Origin of the sequence: Caulobacter sp. DWP3-1-3b2 (genome assembly GCF_049896325.1) — a bacterium.
In the GTDB taxonomy this organism is placed as follows: domain Bacteria; phylum Pseudomonadota; class Alphaproteobacteria; order Caulobacterales; family Caulobacteraceae; genus Caulobacter.
Map to the genome: position 1 here is coordinate 64,507 of NZ_JAFCUB010000010.1, position 18,061 is coordinate 82,567.

19 protein-coding genes are annotated in these 18,061 nt (G+C 66.4%); 14 read left to right on the forward strand and 5 right to left on the reverse strand.

The genetic code is table 11. From position 1 onward, the window contains the following. The first annotated feature begins 1 nt into the window (after window position 1). Complete coding sequence (locus tag ACP7AG_RS09480; protein WP_426030643.1) at window positions 2-1,093, forward strand: alpha/beta fold hydrolase; 1,092 nt, start codon at window positions 2-4, stop codon at window positions 1,091-1,093. A 142-nt stretch (window positions 1,094-1,235) separates the two neighbouring features. Here ACP7AG_RS09480 and ACP7AG_RS09485 read toward each other — a convergent pair whose 3' ends face one another. The 3 genes from ACP7AG_RS09485 to ACP7AG_RS09495 form a co-directional block, all read right to left on the reverse strand. Beyond that, complete coding sequence (locus ACP7AG_RS09485; protein WP_426012332.1) at window positions 1,236-1,493, reverse strand: aa3-type cytochrome c oxidase subunit IV; 258 nt, start codon at window positions 1,491-1,493, stop codon at window positions 1,236-1,238. Between the two features lie 117 nt (window positions 1,494-1,610). Then, window positions 1,611-2,627: a porphobilinogen synthase gene (gene hemB, locus ACP7AG_RS09490; protein WP_426030644.1), complete on the reverse strand. Its 1,017-nt coding sequence runs from the start codon at window positions 2,625-2,627 to the stop codon at window positions 1,611-1,613. A 50-nt stretch (window positions 2,628-2,677) separates the two neighbouring features. Continuing rightward, window positions 2,678-3,121 (reverse strand): DUF2147 domain-containing protein, encoded by a 444-nt coding sequence (locus ACP7AG_RS09495; RefSeq protein WP_426012328.1) that lies wholly within the window; start codon window positions 3,119-3,121, stop codon window positions 2,678-2,680. Between the two features lie 209 nt (window positions 3,122-3,330). On the opposite strand from ACP7AG_RS09495, the gene ACP7AG_RS09500 reads away from it, so the two are divergent. Continuing rightward, window positions 3,331-4,470: an isobutyryl-CoA dehydrogenase gene (locus ACP7AG_RS09500; RefSeq protein ID WP_426030645.1), complete on the forward strand. Its 1,140-nt coding sequence runs from the start codon at window positions 3,331-3,333 to the stop codon at window positions 4,468-4,470. Between the two features lie 10 nt (window positions 4,471-4,480). Here ACP7AG_RS09500 and ACP7AG_RS09505 read toward each other — a convergent pair whose 3' ends face one another. After that, a complete protein-coding gene (locus ACP7AG_RS09505) occupies window positions 4,481-4,930 on the reverse strand; it encodes a MaoC family dehydratase (RefSeq protein WP_426012324.1) in 450 nt (149 codons plus the stop codon). A 158-nt stretch (window positions 4,931-5,088) separates the two neighbouring features. Here ACP7AG_RS09505 and ACP7AG_RS09510 point away from each other — a divergent pair, with 158 nt between their 5' ends. The 5 genes from ACP7AG_RS09510 to hemA all read left to right on the forward strand — a co-directional run bounded on the left by ACP7AG_RS09510 (window position 5,089) and on the right by hemA (window position 10,104). Beyond that, window positions 5,089-5,706 carry a histidine phosphatase family protein gene (locus ACP7AG_RS09510; RefSeq protein WP_426030646.1) on the forward strand — a complete coding sequence of 206 codons (618 nt, stop codon included), beginning with the start codon at window positions 5,089-5,091 and terminating at the stop codon, window positions 5,704-5,706. Further along, the gene (locus tag ACP7AG_RS09515) at window positions 5,703-6,755 is read left to right on the forward strand and encodes an enoyl-CoA hydratase/isomerase family protein (RefSeq protein ID WP_426030647.1); all 1,053 of its coding nucleotides are present in this window, start codon (window positions 5,703-5,705) and stop codon (window positions 6,753-6,755) included. The genes ACP7AG_RS09510 and ACP7AG_RS09515 overlap by 4 nt, the downstream gene beginning before the upstream one ends. Window positions 6,756-6,812: 57 nt before the next feature. Then, window positions 6,813-7,619 (forward strand): class I SAM-dependent methyltransferase, encoded by an 807-nt coding sequence (locus tag ACP7AG_RS09520; RefSeq protein WP_426030648.1) that lies wholly within the window; start codon window positions 6,813-6,815, stop codon window positions 7,617-7,619. Between the two features lie 178 nt (window positions 7,620-7,797). Further along, window positions 7,798-8,694: a 3-hydroxyisobutyrate dehydrogenase gene (gene mmsB, locus ACP7AG_RS09525; protein ID WP_426030649.1), complete on the forward strand. Its 897-nt coding sequence runs from the start codon at window positions 7,798-7,800 to the stop codon at window positions 8,692-8,694. A 183-nt stretch (window positions 8,695-8,877) separates the two neighbouring features. Next, window positions 8,878-10,104 carry a 5-aminolevulinate synthase gene (hemA, locus tag ACP7AG_RS09530; RefSeq protein ID WP_426012315.1) on the forward strand — a complete coding sequence of 409 codons (1,227 nt, stop codon included), beginning with the start codon at window positions 8,878-8,880 and terminating at the stop codon, window positions 10,102-10,104. A 154-nt stretch (window positions 10,105-10,258) separates the two neighbouring features. Here the strand turns inward: hemA and ACP7AG_RS09535 are convergent, their stop codons facing one another. Next, window positions 10,259-10,690 carry a MucR family transcriptional regulator gene (locus tag ACP7AG_RS09535; RefSeq protein ID WP_426012313.1) on the reverse strand — a complete coding sequence of 144 codons (432 nt, stop codon included), beginning with the start codon at window positions 10,688-10,690 and terminating at the stop codon, window positions 10,259-10,261. 206 nt (window positions 10,691-10,896) lie between these two features. On the opposite strand from ACP7AG_RS09535, the gene glyA reads away from it, so the two are divergent. The 7 genes from glyA (at window position 10,897) to ACP7AG_RS09570 (ending at window position 18,031) form a co-directional block, all read left to right on the forward strand. Then, window positions 10,897-12,201, forward strand: a complete 1,305-nt coding sequence (glyA, locus tag ACP7AG_RS09540; RefSeq protein WP_426012311.1) for a serine hydroxymethyltransferase — start codon at window positions 10,897-10,899, stop codon at window positions 12,199-12,201. Window positions 12,202-12,232: 31 nt separating this feature from the next. After that, the gene (nrdR, locus tag ACP7AG_RS09545) at window positions 12,233-12,706 is read left to right on the forward strand and encodes a transcriptional regulator NrdR (RefSeq protein WP_426030650.1); all 474 of its coding nucleotides are present in this window, start codon (window positions 12,233-12,235) and stop codon (window positions 12,704-12,706) included. A gap of 147 nt (window positions 12,707-12,853) precedes the next feature. Continuing rightward, entirely contained in the window at window positions 12,854-13,318 is a 465-nt protein-coding gene (locus ACP7AG_RS09550) for a 6,7-dimethyl-8-ribityllumazine synthase (protein WP_426012307.1), read from the forward strand. Further along, complete coding sequence (gene nusB, locus ACP7AG_RS09555) at window positions 13,315-13,776, forward strand: transcription antitermination factor NusB (RefSeq protein ID WP_426012306.1); 462 nt, start codon at window positions 13,315-13,317, stop codon at window positions 13,774-13,776. The genes ACP7AG_RS09550 and nusB overlap by 4 nt, the downstream gene beginning before the upstream one ends. Next, window positions 13,736-14,833: a thiamine-phosphate kinase gene (thiL, locus tag ACP7AG_RS09560; protein ID WP_426012304.1), complete on the forward strand. Its 1,098-nt coding sequence runs from the start codon at window positions 13,736-13,738 to the stop codon at window positions 14,831-14,833. The genes nusB and thiL overlap by 41 nt, the downstream gene beginning before the upstream one ends. Window positions 14,834-15,133: 300 nt before the next feature. Then, entirely contained in the window at window positions 15,134-15,661 is a 528-nt protein-coding gene (locus ACP7AG_RS09565; RefSeq protein WP_426012303.1) for a hypothetical protein, read from the forward strand. A 225-nt stretch (window positions 15,662-15,886) separates the two neighbouring features. Continuing rightward, on the forward strand, window positions 15,887-18,031 hold the full coding sequence (locus ACP7AG_RS09570; protein ID WP_426030651.1) for a sodium-translocating pyrophosphatase: 2,145 nt from the start codon (window positions 15,887-15,889) through the stop codon (window positions 18,029-18,031). Window positions 18,032-18,061: the final 30 nt, after the last annotated feature.

An 18,061-nucleotide genomic window follows, 5' to 3' on the forward strand; every position in this document is an offset into this window, starting at 1 on the left:
CATGCGCAAGCTTGCGACTGCTCTGGCGGCCTGCGCCGCGTTCCTGGCCTCCGCCGCCATTGTAGCGCCTGCTTGGGCCGCGCCCGCCATCGCGCCCAAGGGAGGCAACTTCGTGGTGCGGGACTTCAAGTTCCGTTCTGGCGAGACCCTGTCGGAGTTGAGGCTGCACTACACCACGTTCGGCGAGCCCAAGCGCGACGCTGCCGGCCATGTGACCAATGCGGTCATGGTGCTGCATGGCACCGGCGGCACGGGCAAACAGTTCCTCAATCCGGCGTTCGCCGACACGCTTATGGCGCCTGGCGGCCTGCTGGATCCGGCCGAGTACTATGTGATCCTGCCGGATGGCATCGGCCACGGCCAGTCGTCCAAGCCCAGTGACGGCCTGCGCGCCAAGTTTCCCAAGTACGACTATGACGACATGGTCCTGGCGCAGTATCTGTTGCTGACCCAGGGGCTAAAGGTCGATCACCTGCGGCTCCTGCTTGGGACCTCCATGGGCTGCATGCATGGCTTCGTCTGGGGCGAGACCTACCCTGACTTCGCCGACGCCCTGGCTCCGTTCGCCTGTCTGCCCAACGAAATCGCCGGCCGCAACCGGATTTGGCGCAAGCTGTTGATCGACGCCGTCACCCAGGACCCGGCCTGGAAGGGCGGCGACTATGTGCAGGAGCCCAGGGAAGGCCTGCGCACCGCCCTGGGCCTGCTGATGGTGGCCGGCCTCGCGCCATTGCCGACCCAGATCGCTCAGCCGACCCGTGACGCCGCCGACAAGTTCGTCGACGACTATTTCGCCGCTCGCCTGTCGGCGCTGGACGCCAACGACCTGATCTACCAGGTGGCCGCGTCGCGGAACTACAACCCGTCGCCAAGGCTGGAGTCGATCACCCAGCCGGTGCTGTGGATCAATTCGGCCGACGACTTCATCAACCCGCCGGAACTGGGCATCGCCGAGGTCCAGGCCAAGCGGCTGAAGCATGGGACGTTCGTGCTGCTGCCAGCGTCCGAGAAGACGCGCGGCCATGGCAGCCACACCATCGCGGCCCTGTGGAAAGACCGGTTGGCCGCGTTGATGAAGGCGACTGAGCGGTAGCCATAAATCCTCCCTGAGGGAAGGATTTGCTCCTCCGCCGCCCCCTTCAGCACGGGCGACTGTCGCCAAGGTCGGCGTGGATCGAAGCGTTCGCGCGGCCGGGCGCCTCGGAACGATCCAGGACGCCCGCCGCGGTGGGCGACTACCGCCCCTCGACCCAGAGGCTCAAGGGCTGCTTCTCCTCGTGGCGCACCAGGATGGCGTAGCCGACCGCGAACACCGCGATCCCTACGGCGACCGCCCCCAGGAAGCCGCCCGGCGTGGCGAAACACACGGTCAGGGCCGAGATGACCGTGGCCAATCCCAGCATGCACCATCGCAGCAGGATGCTGAATCCGTGATAGGTCTGCTCGTGGGCCAGCAGATCGGGTTTTCCGGCGTCGTTGAAGTCGGCGTCCATCGCGTTACCTCCATGGGCACGGTCTCGGGCCGTCGTACGCGGCCTCGGGCCGAACACTGGACCCGAGACTACGCCTGTTTTGGCTCGCGCGCGAGGGCGCCCAGCGGCGGCCCGAACTCAGCCCAGCTTCTCGGCCGCCCATGGCGCGAAATAGCTGATGATGCCCGCGGCGCCGGCCCGCTTGAAAGCGGTCAGGCTCTCGAGGATGGCCCGCTCCTCGTCGATCCAGCCGTTCATGCCGGCGGCCTTGATCATCGCGTATTCGCCCGACACCTGGAAGGCGTAGGTGGGCATGCGGAATTCCTCGACCAGGCGGCGCAGGATATCCAGATACGGCATGCCCGGCTTGACCATGACCATGTCGGCCCCTTCGGCGATGTCGAGGGCCACCTCGCGGATCGCCTCCTCGGTATTGGCGGGGTCCATCTGGTAGGTCTTCTTATCGCCCAATCCTTGACCATTGGGGCCGGCCGACAGCTTGGCCGAGCCGATGGCGTCGCGGTAGGGGCCGTAGAAGGCCGAGGCGTATTTGGCGGCGTAGGACATGATCATGGTGTCCTGGAAACCCGCGCCCTCCAGGGCCGCGCGCAGGGCGCCGACCCGGCCGTCCATCATGTCGGAGGGGGCCAGGATGTCGGCCCCCGCTTCAGCCTGCATCAGGCCCTGTTCGATCAGCCGCTCGATGGTGGGATCGTTGAGGATGCGCCCGCCCTCGACCACGCCGTCGTGGCCGTGGTCGGTGAAGGGGTCGAGCGCCACGTCGCACATGATGCCGACCTCGGGGGCGGCGTCCTTCATGGCCTTGACGGCGCGGGGGATGACGCCGTCGGGATCGGCGGCGATCGAACCCGTTGCGTCCTTCCGCGAGCCGTCGATGTGCGGAAAGATGGCGATGGCGGGAATGCCGAGGTCACGGGCTCGCACGGCGGCCTTGGCGGCGTCCTTGACCGACAGGCGTTCGACTCCCGGCATCGAGGCCACGGGGATGGTCCCTTCGCCCTCATGCACAACCATCGACCAGATCAAGTCGGACGGGCGAACCTCGGTCTCGCGCACGAGGCGGCGGGTCCAGTCGGCCTGGCGCAGGCGGCGCAGGCGGGTGGCGGGGTAGGGGGCAAGCGGCGGTGTGGTCATGGTCTAGGGTTTCGCGCGAGAGCGGGCGCGAGGCAAGACCGGTCGCGTGCTTAAGGCGCGTAGGTCGTGGCGTTGCTGGCCTGCTGGACGCCGTCGATGCGGGTCCAGATCTGCGACTTGCACAGCACATTGCCCAGGACGCAGCCCTTGGCCTTCATGGTGTGGGCGTCGAGGAACTCGGCGGTGCCGTTCAAGGTGACCTTCAGGGTCGGCACGAAGACCTTGCCGCGCATGTTGCCATGGCCGGCCGGCTCGAAGTCGCGCAGCAACTGCTGGCCGATCAGGGTGTTGTAGCCACTCTTGCGGGCGTCGGCTTGGGCCTTTGGGCTGGCATAGACCACATAGCCGCAGGTGCTGGCGCCGCAACTGCGGATATCGACGCGCACGCTGTCGTGCGGGTTGCGCCATACGCCCATGTCGGCCGCCTGAGCGGGGGCCGTGGCGATACCGAACATGGCCGCGAGCACGGCGAAGAAAGCAATGAACTTGCGCATGACGAAAATACGACGCCTCCGGTGCCGGATGATCTGAGGCGGTGAGGGTTAAGGATCAAGAGCCCGCAGCCTTTGGTTCGCGATTTTCTCCGCGCTGCGGCATTCAAAGTCAGTGAGTGGGATATGATTGACACACTCGCCGCCGCGCGGCAGGTCAGCGGATAAGAAGGTGGTGGGGTTCACTCTGCCCGCACAGGAGGATTTCGCGCATGGATTTCGCACTCAACGAGGATCAGCGCGCGATCCAGGACATGGCGTCGGGCTTCGCGGCGGAACGGCTTGCCCCGCACTCGGCCGCGTGGGACGAGCACAAGCACTTCCCGGTCGATGTGCTGCGCGAGGCGGCCGGCCTGGGTTTCGCCGGCATCTATGTTCAGGACGACGTTGGCGGCAGCGGGCTTTCGCGCCTCGACGCCTCGATCATCTTCGAGGCCCTCAGCTATGGCGACGTGCCGACGGCGGCCTATCTGACCATCCACAACATGGCCTCGTGGATGATCGACCGGTTCGGCTCGGACGCCCTGCGCCAGCGCTACCTGCCACGCCTGACCACCATGGACCTGATCGCCAGCTATTGTCTGACCGAGCCGGGCGCGGGCTCCGACGCCGCGAGCATGCGCACCACGGCGCGGTTGGACGGCGACCACTATGTGCTGAACGGCGGCAAGGCCTTCATCTCGGGCGGCGGCGTCTCGGACCTCTATGTGGTCATGGCCCGTACCGGCGCGGACGGCGCCAAGGGCGTCTCGGCCTTCGTGGTCGAGAAGGGGACGCCCGGCCTTAGTTTCGGGGCCAACGAACGCAAGATGGGTTGGAACGCCCAGCCAACGGCGGCGGTGAACTTCGACGACTGCCGTGTGCCGATCGCCAACCGCATTGGCCAGGAAGGCGAGGGCTTCCGCTTCGCCATGATGGGCCTGGACGGCGGACGGCTGAACATCGCCTCGTGCTCGCTGGGCGGCGCGGCCTTCGCGCTCGACACCGCCAAGGCCTATCTCGAGACCCGCAATCAGTTCGGCAAACCGCTGAAGGAGTTCCAGGCCCTGCAGTTCAAGCTGGCCGACATGGCCACCGAGCTGGAGGCCGCCCGCCTGATGGTCCGCCGCGCCGCCCACGCGCTGGACAACAACGACCCGCAAGCCACCAAGCTCTGCGCCATGGCCAAGCGCTTCGCCACCGACGCCGGCTTCCAGGTGGCCAATGACGCCCTGCAATTGCACGGCGGATACGGCTATCTGCAGGACTATCCGCTGGAGCGCATCGTCAGGGATCTCCGGGTTCACCAGATCCTGGAAGGCACCAATGAGATCATGCGGGTGATCATCGCTCGCGAGATGTTCCGGCAGTAGTCCGCGAGAGTCAGGCCTTGGCCCGGCGGCGGCGCGGGACCCGGACGATCGCCTCGCCGCCCATGATCAGGTCGTCGCCGACGAAGCCTTCGCAGTTCAGGGTGACCCGTGCGCTGACCTCGTCGATGGCGGCGACCGTGACGCGGGAGATCACGACATCGCCGATCCGCACCGGCTTGTGGAACGCCAGGGTCTGGGACAGATAGATCGCGCCCGCGCCCGGCAGGATGGTGCCGACCAGGGCCGAGCCGAACGAGGCCGACAGCAGGCCGTGGGCGATCCGGCCGCGATAGGCGGTCTTGGCCGCGAAGGCCTCGTCCATGTGGACGGGATTGAAGTCGTCCGAGGCCTCGGCGAATTTCTGAATACGCTCTTCGGTGATGGCCACGCGCTTTTCGGCGATCATCCCGACGCGGAGTTCTTCCAGTATGTAGCCGCCGGAGGAATGAGGTTCGATCATACCGTCGCCGTTAGCGGCCATGGCGCGCGGGCGCCAGCGAAAATGCACGCGCATTCGTGCCCATTCCACCAGGGCGTCCGATGGGACGCGTCGAGACGAGGCGACATCCGCCGCGTTCCGGACTATGCCGAGCGCCTTCGCAGCCTGGAACGCGTCCCGTGATCTATCTCTGTCGCCACGGCCAGACCGCCTTCAATCGCGAGCAGCGCCTGCAGGGGCAGATGGAATCGGACCTGACGCCCCTGGGCCGCGCCCAGGCCAGCGCGATGGGCGATCTGCTTGGGGACCTGATCGCCCGCGACCCGCCCGCGCCATGGCGGATCGTCGCCAGCCCCTTGCGCCGGGCGCGGGACACGGCGGGGATCATCGGCGAGCGCCTCGGTCTGCCCGTGGAATTCGACGATCGACTGATGGAGTTGACCGTCGGCGATTGGGAGGGCCGGCTGCGGGACGAGCTGGCCCGCGAGCATCCCGAGGTCTTCGCCGACCGGCAGTGGTTCTTCGGCGCGCCCGGCGGCGAGACCTATGACCAGGTCATGGCCCGCGTGTCGGACTGGCTCGCCGAGCAGGCCACCGAGCCCGAGCGGCGGCTGATCGTCATCAGCCACGGCATCGCCGGCCGCCTGCTGCGTGGGGCCTATGCGAGCCTATTGCGGGGCGAAGTCCTGGAGCTGGACGTGCCGCAGGACGCTCTTTACCGACTGTACGCCGGCCAGATCGACCGTTTCGACTGCGCGCCCGTCGAAGACCCCGAACTATCCAGGGACACCGTATGAACGCCCAACCCGAAGTCCTCGTCCGCGTTCAGAAAAACGTCGGCCGGTTGACCCTCAACCGGCCCCAGGCGCTGCACGCCCTGACGCAAAACATGTGCGAGATCATGATCGGCGGCCTGCTGGCCTGGCAGGAAGATCCCGAGATCGAGATGGTCATCATCGACCACAGCGGCGAGCGCGGCTTCTGCGCCGGCGGCGACATCCGCATGCTGGCCCACAGCGGAGCGGGCGACGGCGCCGAGGCGCGGGCCTTCTTCCACACCGAGTACCAGCTGAACCACCTGCTGTTCACCTATGAGACCCCGGTGGTGGCCATGCTGGACGGGGTGGTGATGGGCGGCGGGGTCGGGATCTCGATGCCGGCCTATTACCGGATCGCCACCGAGCGCACGACCTTCGCCATGCCCGAGACCGGCATCGGCCTGTTCCCCGACGTCGGTGGCGGTTGGTACCTGCCGCGGCTGCCGGGCAAGGCTGGTCTGTGGCTGGCCCTGACCGGGGCGCGGATCAAGGGGGCCGACTGCCTGCGCCTGGGCGTCGCCACCCACTTCGTTGAGTTCGGCGCGGTCGAGGGGTTGAAGAAGGCCATCGTCGCCGACCCGCGTCGCATCGACGACATTCTGAAGAAGTACCGCGCCGATGCCGGCAAGGCCCCGCTGGTCAGCATCGAGCAGGACCTAAATCGCCTGTTCGTCGGCGACAGCGTCGAGCAGATCTTCGAATTCCTGGAAGCCGACAGCAGCGACTGGGGCAAGGCCCAACTGGCCGTGATGAAATCGAAGTCGCCCCAGACCCTGAAGGTCGCCTTCCGCCAACTGCAGACCGGCGCCGCCCTGACCGACTTCGCCGACAATATGGCCATGGAATATCGCATCGGCGCCCGCGTGGTCCAGAAGCACGATTTCATCGAGGGCGTGCGGGCGGTGATCATCGACAAGGATAACGCCCCGCTCTGGGATCCGGCACAGCTTGAAAGCGTTACCGACGCGATGCTCGATGAGATTTTTGCGCCCCTTCCGGCCGATCAGGAATGGTCGCCGCTGACGTAGCGTGGTTGGTGCGCTAGCTTGCCCACGACAAGAAGATGTCCGCCGGAAGGAATACCTATGCGTAAGCCGCTACTCAGCCTCGTCGCCGTGCTCGCCCTGGCGGGCTGCGCCACCACGCCGATGGGTCCGATGGAGGCCCCGCCGCCCCCGCCGGCCGATGCGCCCTCCGCCGTTCCCGCCAATATCGCCATGGCGCTGTCGGACCCATCGCGCCCCGCCGCCGACATGGTCCGCGATGAGCTGCGCCTGCCGGGCCAGATCCTGGCCTTCGCCGGCGTCAGGCCAGGCGCCAAGGTCGCCGACCTGATCCCGGGCAGCGGTTACTTCACCCGCATCTTCTCGAAGGCCGTCGGGCCGCGCGGCCATGTCTACGCCTATGTGCCCGACGAGCTGACCAAGCTGGCCAAGCGCGAGCCGGCCGTGAAGGCCATCGCCGCCGACCCCAACTACCGCAACGTGTCGGTGATCCTCGACACCCTGCCCAGTTTCGGCGCTCCCGAGCGACTGGACCTGGTGTTCACCGCCCAGAACTATCACGACATGCACGACAAGTTCATGGGCCCGGCCGACCTGATGGTGGTCAACCGCCAGGTCTTCAAGGCGCTGAAGCCGGGCGGCGTCTATCTGGTGCTGGACCATTCGGCCGAGCCCGGCTCGGGCCTGCGCGACACCGAAACCCTTCATCGCATCGACCCCGAGGCCGTGAAGCGCGAGGTCACCGCCGCCGGCTTCATCTTCGAGGGCGAGAGCCGCGTGCTGCGCGACGGCTACGACACCCGCAAGCTCAGCGTCTTCGACCGGTCGATCCGCGGCAAGACCGACCAGTTCATCTACAAGTTCCGCAAGCCGGCCGGGGCGCGATAGGGCGCCTTGCGTCCTTCGAGGCTTCGCCTTCGGCTCGCACCTCAGGATGAGGAACATCGTTGCCAGGAATTCCTCATCTTGAGGCGCCTTCGAGGCAGGCCTCGAAGGACGCACCGCGCTAGACGCAATGGTAAGAACCGCGCCCCATGAGGCGCGGTTCGCATTTGGGAGTTCGAACATGACCCGCATCGCCTTCATAGGGCTGGGCAACATGGGCGGCGGCATGGCCGCCAATCAGGCCAAGGCCCAGCATCACGTCTCGGCATTCGACCTGTCGGCGGCGGCGCTGGAAAGAGCCGTGGCGGCGGGGTGTCATGCGGCGGGCTCGGTAGCTGAGGCGGTGGCAGACGCCGAGGTGGTGATCACCATGCTGCCGGCCGGTGCTCACGTGCGCGGCGTCTATGGCGACCAGATTCTGGTCCATGCGCCGAAAACGGCCCTGTTGATAGACTGCTCGACGATCGACGTCGAAAGCGCTCGCGCCGTGGCAGGCCAGGCGAGGGCGGCGGGGTTTCGGTTCGCCGACGCGCCGGTGTCGGGCGGGATCATGGCCGCCGAGGCCGGGACTCTGGCCTTCATGGTCGGTTGCGAGGCGGACGACTTCGCAGCCGTGGAAGCCGCGCTGGCCCCGATGTCGCGAGTGACGATCCATGCCGGCGACCCGGGGGCGGGGCAGGCGGCCAAGATCTGCAACAACATGCTGCTGGGGATCTCGATGCTGGGAACCTGCGAGGCCTTCGCCCTGGCCGAGAAGCTGGGCCTGGCCGCAGACCGGTTCTTCGAAATCGCCACCAAGTCGTCAGGCCAGTGCTGGTCCGTTTCGACCTATTGCCCCGTGCCCGGTGTCGGCCCCTCCACCCCCGCCGATCGCCAGTACGAGGGCGGCTTCGCCACCGCCATGATGTTGAAAGACCTGAAGCTGGCCCAGGACGCCGCCGCCAGGGCCGGCGCCTCGACCCCGATGGGGGCCCAGGCCGAGGCGCTGTACGCCCTGTTCGACGGCAACGGATTTGGCGGAAAGGACTTCTCGGCGGTGCTGCAGATGTTGCGCGGAAGGCTGTCGGAGCTGAACTGATCCATCGCGAGACGCGACTGGCTCGCAAGTGGCCGTGTTCGCTGACGAAAGCGTGCGTCCATTCGCGCGATATTTGCCGTTAGGTAGACGTCCTTATGTGGACAGGGGGCGTCGCCGGTGCGAAAAGCCAAGCCTTGTGAAGGGACCGATCGGACTTGTCGAAGTCCGTCGTGTGAAGACGCCATGGACTACAAAGCCGCGTTCCGCAGCGCCGTCGATCAGATCCGCGATGAAGGCCGCTATCGGGTATTTGCCGATGTGAAGCGCCATCGCGGCGCCTTTCCGCGCGCCACCTGGACCCGTCCGGACGGCTCGGAAAGCGACATCGTGGTCTGGTGCTCGAACGACTATCTCGGTCAGGGGCAGAACCCCGTCGTGCTGGACGCCATGCACGTGGCGATCGACCAGCATGGCTCGGGCTCGGGCGGCACGCGCAACATCTCCGGCACCAACCATCACCATGTTGAGCTGGAGGCCGAGCTGGCCGATCTGCACGGCAAGGAAGCGGCCTTGCTGTTCACCTCGGGCTACGTCTCCAACGAGGCCAGCCTGTCGGCGCTGCAGAAGATTCTGCCGGATCTGATCATTTTCTCCGACGCCCAGAACCACGCCTCGATGATCGCCGGCATCCGCAACGGCGGCTGCGAGCGCCACATCTTCCGTCATAACGACTTGGCCCACCTCGAGGCGCTGCTGATCGCCGCGCCGGCCGACCGGCCCAAGCTGATCGCCTTCGAGAGCGTCTATTCCATGGACGGCGACATCGCCGACCTGGCCGGCACCGTGGCTCTGGCGAAGATGTACGGCGCCATGACCTATCTCGATGAGGTCCATGCTGTGGGCATGTATGGCGAGCGCGGCGGCGGCGTCGCCGAGCGCGACGGCCTGATGGATCAGATCGACATCATCGAAGGTACGCTGGGCAAGGCCTTTGGCGTGATGGGCGGCTACATCACCGGCGACACCGTGGTGGTCGACGCCATTCGCCTGGTGGCCTCGGGCTTCATCTTCACCACCTCGCTGCCGCCCGCGCTTACTGCGGGGGCCTTGGCCAGCGTCAGGTGGCTCAAGCAGCACCCGGAGGTCCGCGAGGCCCACCAGGAGCGCGCTCAAACCTTGAAGGCGATGTTCAAGGCCGCTGGCCTGCCGGTGATGGAAAACGACAGCCACATCGTGCCGGTGTTGGTTGGAGATCCTCATCACACCAAGCTGATCAGCGACATGCTGCTGGCCGACCACGGCGTCTATGTCCAGCCGATCAACTATCCGACCGTGCCGCGCGGCACCGAACGCCTGCGCTTCACCCCAACGCCGTTCCACACCGACGACATGATGCGCAAGCTGGTCGGCGCGATGGAGAAGCTTTGGGCGCATTGCAACGTCGCCCGCATGGGCGGCCACGCGGCTTAACTTCACAATTCCTCCCCCTGTGAGGGAGGTGTCGGCAAAGCCGACGGTGGGGGGCGTGGTCGACCAATGGCCGGGCCCTACGATCTGCGACGCCAATCTCCCCCACCGATCGCTATGCGGACGCCTTGCCCACAGGGAAGGACTTTCGTGGCCGCTAACGCCCCCGCATCTTGCCCTTGCCGAGCCCGATCTGCTTGGCGAAGTCGGACCGCCGTTCGGCATAGGCCGGGGCCACCATCGGATAATCCCCGGGCAGCGACCATTTGCGGCGGTAGTCCTCGGGGCTCATGTCATAATGAGTGCGAAGGTAGCGCTTGAGCATCTTCAGTTTTTGGCCGTCTTCCAGGCAGACGATGTGGTCGCGCTGCACCGAGCGCGAGACCGGCACGGCCGGCTTGCCGCGGCCGACGACCAGCGCAGCCTCGGCGGTCCCGAGCGCCGAAAGCGTCTCGTGAACCGAGCGGATCAGGTCGGGAACCGCCGTCCGGGCCACGGTGTTCTGCGCGACATAGGCCGCCACGATGCTGGCGCTCAGGCCGAGGATGTCGATGTCGCCGTCGTTGGTCTCAGCCTCGCCGTAAGCCATCGTATTCCATCCCACCTTGGTGTTTTAAGATCGCCCGGCACCCGGCATGCCAGCCCTGCTGACCCGGTTACCTTCGCAACGCGTCCCCGCCACGCGTGGTTCCCGGATTGATCGCGGCGCGAAGGGGGTTAAAGAGAGCGCGACCGAACTCCCGCCAAGTCCGCTAAATCGATATCCTTCAGTCTCCCAGCCCCAGGAGAGCGTCAATGACCGCACCGGCCCATAACATCACCGCCGACAAGAACGCCTTCTTCGGCGCTGATCTGGCCGCGATCGATCGCGACATCTTCGATCGCATCGGCCTGGAGCTGGCTCGGCAGCAAAACCAGATCGAGCTGATCGCCTCGGAGAACATCGTCTCGCGCGCCGTGCTGGAGGCTCAGGGCTCGATCCTGACCAACAAGTACGCCGAGGGCTATCCGGGCAAGCGCTACTACGGCGGCTGCGAATATGTCGACGAGATCGAGACCATCGCCATCGAGCGGGCCAAGCAGCTCTTCGGCGCGGGCTTCGCCAACGTTCAGCCGCACTCGGGCTCACAGGCCAACCAGGCGGTGTTCATGGCGCTGCTGCAGCCCGGCGACACCTTCCTGGGCATGGATCTGGCGGCCGGCGGCCACCTGACCCACGGCTCGCCCGCCAACCAGTCGGGCAAGTGGTTCAAGCCGGTGTCCTATACCGTGCGCCAGCAGGACCAACTGATCGACTATGACGCCGTCGAAGAGGTCGCGGTGCGTGAGCAGCCCAAGCTGATCATCGCCGGCGGCAGCGCCTATAGCCGCCAGATCGATTTTGCCCGGTTCCGCCAGATCGCCGACAAGATCGGGGCCTATCTGATGGTCGACATGGCCCATTTCGCGGGTCTGGTGGCTGGCGGCGCCTTCCCCAGCCCGATCCCCCATGCCCACGTGGTCACCACCACCACCCACAAGACACTGCGCGGTCCGCGCGGCGGCTTGGTGCTGACCAATGACGAGGCGATCATCAAGAAGGTCAATTCGGCGGTGTTCCCCGGCCTGCAAGGCGGTCCGCTGGAGCATGTGATCGCCGCCAAGGCCGTAGCCTTCGGCGAGGCGCTGCGCCCCGAGTTCAAGGCCTATGCCCAGCAGGTGATCGACAACGCCCGCGCGCTGTCGGAGGCCCTGCAGACGCAGGGCGTCAATATCGTCTCGGGCGGCACCGACAGCCACCTGATGCTGGTCGACCTGCGGCCCAAGGGCGTGACCGGCCGCGACGCCGAGCATAGCCTCGAACGGGCCAACATGACCTGCAACAAGAACGGCGTGCCGTTCGACACCGCGCCGTTCACCGTCACCTCGGGCATCCGCCTGGGGACGCCGGCCGGCACCACCCGTGGCTTCGGCACGGCCGAGTTCACCCGCGTCGGCCAGCTGATCGGCGAGGTCGTGAATGGCCTGGCCGCCAATGGTCCGACCGGCAATGGCGAGATCGAGGCTCTGGTCCGCGAGGAAGTGCTGGCCTTGACGGCGCGGTTCCCGATCTACAACTAATAGACCTAAGTCGGGCGGGAGGGCCTAGATCATGCGCTGCCCGTTCTGCGGTCATATGGAAAGTCAGGTGAAGGACAGCCGCCCGTCGGAAGATGGGGCGGCCATCCGACGACGGCGGCTATGCCCTGAATGCGGCGGCCGCTTCACCACCTTCGAGCGGGTGCAGCTGCGCGAACTGACCATCGTCAAGCGCTCAGGCCGGCGCTCGCCCTTCGACCGCGAGAAGCTGGTGCGTTCGATCTCGATCGCCACGCGCAAGCGGCCGGTCGATCCCGAGCGCGTCGAACGCATGGTCAATGGCATCGTCCGCCAGCTGGAAAGCCTGGGCGAGACGGAGCTTCCGTCGTCGGCCGTGGGCGAAATGGTCATGAAGGCGCTGAAGTCGCTCGATGACGTGGCCTATGTCCGCTACGCGTCAGTTTATCGCGATTTCCGGGAAACCAGCGACTTCGCGAAGTTTCTCGGCGCGGAAGGCCTAAGCGACGTCGCCGAGGACGAGCTATAGGCGCATTCTACGATTCGGTTTTGACATCGACGCCGGCACTCTGCGATTTGATTTCGGCGGCGAGGCCGCCGGGGCTTACGATTCGATTTTGCGACGGCGCCTTTTGATGCGAAGTGACCGGTCCCGTCGAGGAGAGTTCAGAGGACTATGGTGGAAGACAAGATTCGCCTGCTGATCGTGGAGGCCCGTCGTTATTCGGGGCTTTCCGACGCGTTGCTGCAGGGTGCGGCGCAGGCGATCGACGCCCAAGGCGCTGAGTACGACGTGATCACCGTGTCCGAATCGATGCAGATCCCGACCGCCATTGCCCTGGCCGAGGAGGCGGGTCATCGTCCCGTCGGCGTGCGCTATGACGGGTTCGTGGCGCTGGGTGCGATCATTCGCGGCGAGACCTACCATGCCGAGGTCATGGCCAACGAGACGGCGCGGGGCCTGAACGACCTGTCGTTCGGCAAGCGTCTGGCGATCGGCTATGGCATCGTCACCGTCGACGAAGAGCAGCAGGCCTGGAGCCGGGCTCGCGTCTCGGAAGGCGATCGCGGCGGCAAGGCCGCCAAGGAGTGTCTGGAAATCATCGGCTTGAAGCGTCAACTGCTGGGACTGGCGCGATGAGCAAGGGCGATCGCATCCAGCCCCGCTCCGTGGCTCGCCTGGCCGCCGTGCAGGCGCTGTATCAGATGGAAGTCTCGGGCGTCGGCGTCGACGCCGTGGTCCGCGAATTTACCGAGCACCGCTTTGACCGCGACGTCGATGGTCCGGACGGCGACCAACTGGCCGCCGCCGACGAGACTTTCTTCGCCGAACTGGCCAAGGGCGTGGTGGCTCACCAGGGCGAGGTCGATCAGGCCATCGTCAAGCGCCTGGCCTCCAACTGGAAGCTGGAACGCCTGGACGCCACCGCTCGCGCCATTCTGCGTTCCGGAGCCTATGAACTGCTGCACCGCCCCGACGTACCCAAGGAGGTGGTGATCGACGAATATGTCGAGATCGCCAAGTCCTTCTTCGAGGGTTCCGAATCAGGTTTCATCAATGGCGCCCTGGACGCTATCGCGCGTGACGCCAGAAGCTGACGACGACTGGTTCGCCGAGCCGACGCCGGAAACGGCGGCGGTCGATGACGCGTGGTTCGACGAGGCCGTGTCGCCGGCCGAGGCGCTGGCGGTCAACGAATTCGGCCTGATCGAGCGCCTCTTGCGACCGTTGACGCGGGGCGACGCCGCCGCGCTGGACCTGCTGGACGACGCCGCCGTGCTGCCCTCGCGGCCCGGCTATGACCTGGTGATCACCAAGGACGCCATGGTGGCGGGTGTGCACTTCCTGGCCGGCGAGGACCTGGACGTGGTGGCCAAGCGGCTGCTGCGCACCAACCTGTCTGACCTGGCGGCCAAGGCGGCCACGCCCTATGGCTATTTCCTGGCGGTGGGCTGGCCTTCTGCCACCACCCTGCAGGATCGCGAGACCTTCGCCCGCGGCCTGGCCGAGGATGGCGAACTTTACGACGTCAGCCTGCTGGGCGGCGACACTGTGACCACCTCCGGCCCGATGGTGGTCTCGGCCACCTTTCTGGGCTGGGTGCCCAGCGGCGACGCCGTGTTGCGCAAGGGCGCCCAGGTCGGCGACCGGCTGATGGTGTCGGGGACGATCGGCGACGGCTGGCTGGGCCTGCTAGCCCACTGGGGCGAGGTCGAGGACCCCGACGGCGGCTTGGTGCGACGCTATCGCCTGCCGCCGCCGCGCCTGGCCATCCGCGACGCCCTGAAGGCCTATGCCCGCGCCGCCGCCGACGTCTCCGACGGCCTGCTGGCTGACGCCGCCCATGTGGCCAAGGCCAGCGGCCTGCGGGTCAAGGTCGACCTTGACCGCCTGCCGCTGTCACCCGGCGCTCGCCACTGGCTCAGCGCTCAACCTGAAGCCGGCGAGGCGCGGATGTCTCTGGCCTCGGGGGGCGATGACTACGAGATCGTCTGCGCCGTCGATCCTACCGACGTAGCCGCCTTCCAGGCCGCCGCCATGGCCGCCGGCGTGCCGGTCCGCGATATCGGCGAGTTCGTGGAAGGCGAGGGGATCTGCGCCCTGTTCAAGGGCAAGGACATCACCCCCGAGCGGCTGGGCTGGCTGCACGGGTAGATTGGGCCTGACGTGCGAAAGGCCGAGACGCGAGGTCTCGGCCTTTCTACTTGCCCCGTAAACCGGGGCTCGAGCTCTCGCCCTGCGACCAAATCGGGGCCACGTCCTGAAGCGCAGCGGCGGCTTGGGTGGTTTGTATCGGCTGGATGGCGCCGTCATAAGGTCATGTTTAACCGAGCGGTGTAGCTTTGTCGCGAGTATGGGTGACGGATTGCTCTCAAGGTTGAGTTCATGGTCCTCGACGCGATTGGAAACGGCGCAAGTCACCAAACGTCAAGCCTTCCTAGTTAAGCCAGCAGCATGGCCCATCCCTCGCTCACCTCACGCCGCGCCCTCCTGACAGCCTCGCTGGCCCTGCTGGCGACGCCGGCCTTCGCGCGCTCGGCCAAGAAGGAAGAGAAGGGCAAGGAAGGCGGGGCCAAGGTCGATCCGATCATCACGCTGCAGTCGATGGCCCTGCCGGTCATCGCGAATGGCCAGCTGGTCAACTACGTCTTCCTGCATATGAGCATCACCCTGAACACAGGCGTGCCAGTCACGGTTTTCGCGGGCAAGGAGCCGATGCTGCGCGACGCCATGGTCCGCGAGGCTCACGCCAAGCCCTTCACGCGCCCCGACAGCTATGTCGCCCTAGACGAGGCGCGCTTGAAGGCCTCGGTGCTGCGCGAGACCAACGGGCTGATTGGGCCTGGAAAAATCGCCAAGGTCACGGTTCTCAAGCAGATTCCGCGCCACTTCATGGCCCCGCCGACCAAGGCCGCGGCCCAGACCGGCGCCAAGCCGGCGCGCCCGCCCGAGCCACCGTCGAACCCCAACATAATCCCCTAGGCGCAGCCCCTTCAGCCGAACGCCGTTCCCGCAGGCGGTTGCGCCGACCGCGACCATTTGGCAGTGTCTCGACCTTGGCGTCGAACCGGCGCCATCAGGGAGCATCGAGGGGGCATGAGGCCATAGGCCCGCCCGTCGTCTGCGGCCGGGGGCGGTCCTAGCGACCGTGGTCCTGCCGGAGCGGCGAACCCTCTCGTTTCGAAACGCGGAGAGGGCAATTTACTTATGAGTTCTTGGCTTTACGTGGCCATAGGGGCCGGGCTGCTGGCGGTGCTTTACGGCGCTGTTCAATCAGCCGCTTTGATGCGGGCGTCGCCCGGCAATGCAAAGATGCAGGAGATCGCCGCAGCGATCCAGGAAGGGGCCCAGGCCTATCTGAACCGTCAGTACACAACGATCGCCATCGTCGGGGTGGTGGTCATCGCCCTGCTGGCGTTCTTCTTCAAGTCCTGGGAGCAGCCCGTCGGCTTCGCCTTGGGTGCGATCCTATCGGGCGCGGCGGGTTTCGCGGGCATGCTGATCTCGGTGCGGGCCAATGTCCGCACCGCCCAGGCCTCGTCCGAGAGCCTGGCGGCCGGCCTGAAGATGGCCTTCACCTCCGGCGCCGTGACCGGCATGCTGGTGGCGGGCTTCGCCCTGATCGGCGTGGCCGGCTATTTCGCCGTCCTGCTGCAGACGGGCCATGCCGGCACTGACCGCGTCGTGGTCGACTCGCTGGTGTCGCTGGGCTTCGGGGCCAGCTTGATCTCGATCTTCGCCCGTCTGGGCGGGGGCATCTTCACCAAGGGCGCCGACGTGGGCGGCGATCTGGTGGGCAAGGTCGAGGCCGGCATTCCGGAAGACGACCCGCGCAACGCCGCGACCATCGCCGACAATGTGGGCGACAATGTCGGCGACTGCGCAGGCATGGCCGCCGACCTGTTCGAGACCTATGCCGTGACCACGGTCGCCACCATGGTGCTGGCGGCGATCTTCTTCCGCGGCGCCGGTGTCGAGATCGTCAGTTCGATGATGCTGTTGCCGCTGGCCATCTGCGCGGTCTGCATCATCACCTCGATCATCGGCTCGTTCGCCGTACGTTTGGGCAAGAAGCAGAATATCATGGGGGCCCTCTATCAGGGCCTGATCGTCACCGGCGTGCTGTCGATTCCGGCGGTCTGGTACGTGATCCATCAACTGGTGCCGAACGCCGTCACCGTGGGGACGCGCACCTTCGACGCCGACAGCCTGTTCTACTGCGGCCTAGCCGGCCTGGCCGTCACAGCCGCCATCGTGGTGATCACCGAATACTACACCGGCACCAATTTCCGCCCGGTGAAGTCGGTCGCCCAGGCTTCGGTCTCAGGCCACGGCACCAACGTGATCCAGGGTCTGGCCATGTCGCTGGAATCCACGGCCCTGCCGGCCCTGACCATCATCGTCGGCATCCTGGTGACCTATAATCTGGCGGGCCTGTTCGGCATCGCCATCGCCACCACCACAATGCTGTCCCTGGCGGGCTTCATCGTCGCCCTGGACGCTTTTGGCCCGGTCACCGACAACGCCGGCGGCATCGCCGAGATGGCCGGCTTGCCGCCGGAGGTCCGCGTCACCACCGACGCCCTGGACGCCGTGGGCAACACCACCAAGGCCGTCACCAAGGGCTACGCCATCGGTTCGGCCGGCCTAGGCGCCCTGGTGCTTTTCGCCGCCTATACCGAGGACCTGAAGTTCTTCTCGGCCAACGCGGCGCCGGGCAGCTTCTTCGAGGGCATGGGGCCGGTGACCTTCGACCTGTCCAACCCCTATGTGGTGGTCGGGCTGCTGTTCGGAGGGCTGCTGCCCTTCCTGTTCAGTGGCATGTCGATGACCGCCGTGGGCCGGGCCGCCGAGGCCGTCGTGGCCGAGGTGCGTCGTCAGTTCCGCGAGAACCCGGGCATCATGACCTATGAGGTCAAGCCGGAATACGGCCGGGCGGTAGACATCCTGACCAAGGCGGCGATCCGCGAGATGATCGTGCCGTCGCTCCTGCCCGTCGTGTCGCCGATCGTGCTGTTCTTCGTGATCAAGGCCATCGCCGGCAAGGTCGACGCCTTCGCCTCGCTCGGCGCCATGCTGATGGGCGTGATCGTCACCGGCCTGTTCGTCGCCATCTCGATGACCAGCGGCGGCGGCGCCTGGGACAACGCCAAGAAGGTGATCGAGGAAGGCTTCACCGACAAGGACGGCGTCCTGCACACCAAGGGTTCGGAGGCTCACAAGGCCGCCGTCACCGGCGACACCGTCGGCGACCCCTACAAGGACACCTCGGGTCCGGCTGTGAATCCGATGATCAAGATCACCAACATCGTGGCCCTGCTGCTGCTAGCGATCCTGGCCCACGGCGTCTGATCTCTTCTACAGCCTGATACGACGACGCCC

What these genes read in the sequence shown, in the direction of transcription:
- ACP7AG_RS09505 (WP_426012324.1), bottom strand. Translation starts at nt 4,930, where the DNA reads ATGATCGAACCTCATTCCTCCGGCGGCTACATACTGGAAGAACTCCGC.
- ACP7AG_RS09565 (WP_426012303.1), top strand. Translation starts at nt 15,134, where the DNA reads ATGGCCCATCCCTCGCTCACCTCACGCCGCGCCCTCCTGACAGCCTCG.
- nrdR (WP_426030650.1), top strand. Translation starts at nt 12,233, where the DNA reads ATGCGCTGCCCGTTCTGCGGTCATATGGAAAGTCAGGTGAAGGACAGC.
- ACP7AG_RS09550 (WP_426012307.1), top strand. Translation starts at nt 12,854, where the DNA reads ATGGTGGAAGACAAGATTCGCCTGCTGATCGTGGAGGCCCGTCGTTAT.
- ACP7AG_RS09480 (WP_426030643.1), top strand. Translation starts at nt 2, where the DNA reads ATGCGCAAGCTTGCGACTGCTCTGGCGGCCTGCGCCGCGTTCCTGGCC.
- ACP7AG_RS09570 (WP_426030651.1), top strand. Translation starts at nt 15,887, where the DNA reads ATGAGTTCTTGGCTTTACGTGGCCATAGGGGCCGGGCTGCTGGCGGTG.
- hemA (WP_426012315.1), top strand. Translation starts at nt 8,878, where the DNA reads ATGGACTACAAAGCCGCGTTCCGCAGCGCCGTCGATCAGATCCGCGAT.
- ACP7AG_RS09495 (WP_426012328.1), bottom strand. Translation starts at nt 3,121, where the DNA reads ATGCGCAAGTTCATTGCTTTCTTCGCCGTGCTCGCGGCCATGTTCGGT.
- ACP7AG_RS09515 (WP_426030647.1), top strand. Translation starts at nt 5,703, where the DNA reads ATGAACGCCCAACCCGAAGTCCTCGTCCGCGTTCAGAAAAACGTCGGC.
- ACP7AG_RS09500 (WP_426030645.1), top strand. Translation starts at nt 3,331, where the DNA reads ATGGATTTCGCACTCAACGAGGATCAGCGCGCGATCCAGGACATGGCG.
- mmsB (WP_426030649.1), top strand. Translation starts at nt 7,798, where the DNA reads ATGACCCGCATCGCCTTCATAGGGCTGGGCAACATGGGCGGCGGCATG.
- ACP7AG_RS09535 (WP_426012313.1), bottom strand. Translation starts at nt 10,690, where the DNA reads ATGGCTTACGGCGAGGCTGAGACCAACGACGGCGACATCGACATCCTC.
- nusB (WP_426012306.1), top strand. Translation starts at nt 13,315, where the DNA reads ATGAGCAAGGGCGATCGCATCCAGCCCCGCTCCGTGGCTCGCCTGGCC.
- glyA (WP_426012311.1), top strand. Translation starts at nt 10,897, where the DNA reads ATGACCGCACCGGCCCATAACATCACCGCCGACAAGAACGCCTTCTTC.
- thiL (WP_426012304.1), top strand. Translation starts at nt 13,736, where the DNA reads ATGGCGCCCTGGACGCTATCGCGCGTGACGCCAGAAGCTGACGACGAC.
- ACP7AG_RS09520 (WP_426030648.1), top strand. Translation starts at nt 6,813, where the DNA reads ATGCGTAAGCCGCTACTCAGCCTCGTCGCCGTGCTCGCCCTGGCGGGC.
- hemB (WP_426030644.1), bottom strand. Translation starts at nt 2,627, where the DNA reads ATGACCACACCGCCGCTTGCCCCCTACCCCGCCACCCGCCTGCGCCGC.
- ACP7AG_RS09485 (WP_426012332.1), bottom strand. Translation starts at nt 1,493, where the DNA reads ATGGACGCCGACTTCAACGACGCCGGAAAACCCGATCTGCTGGCCCAC.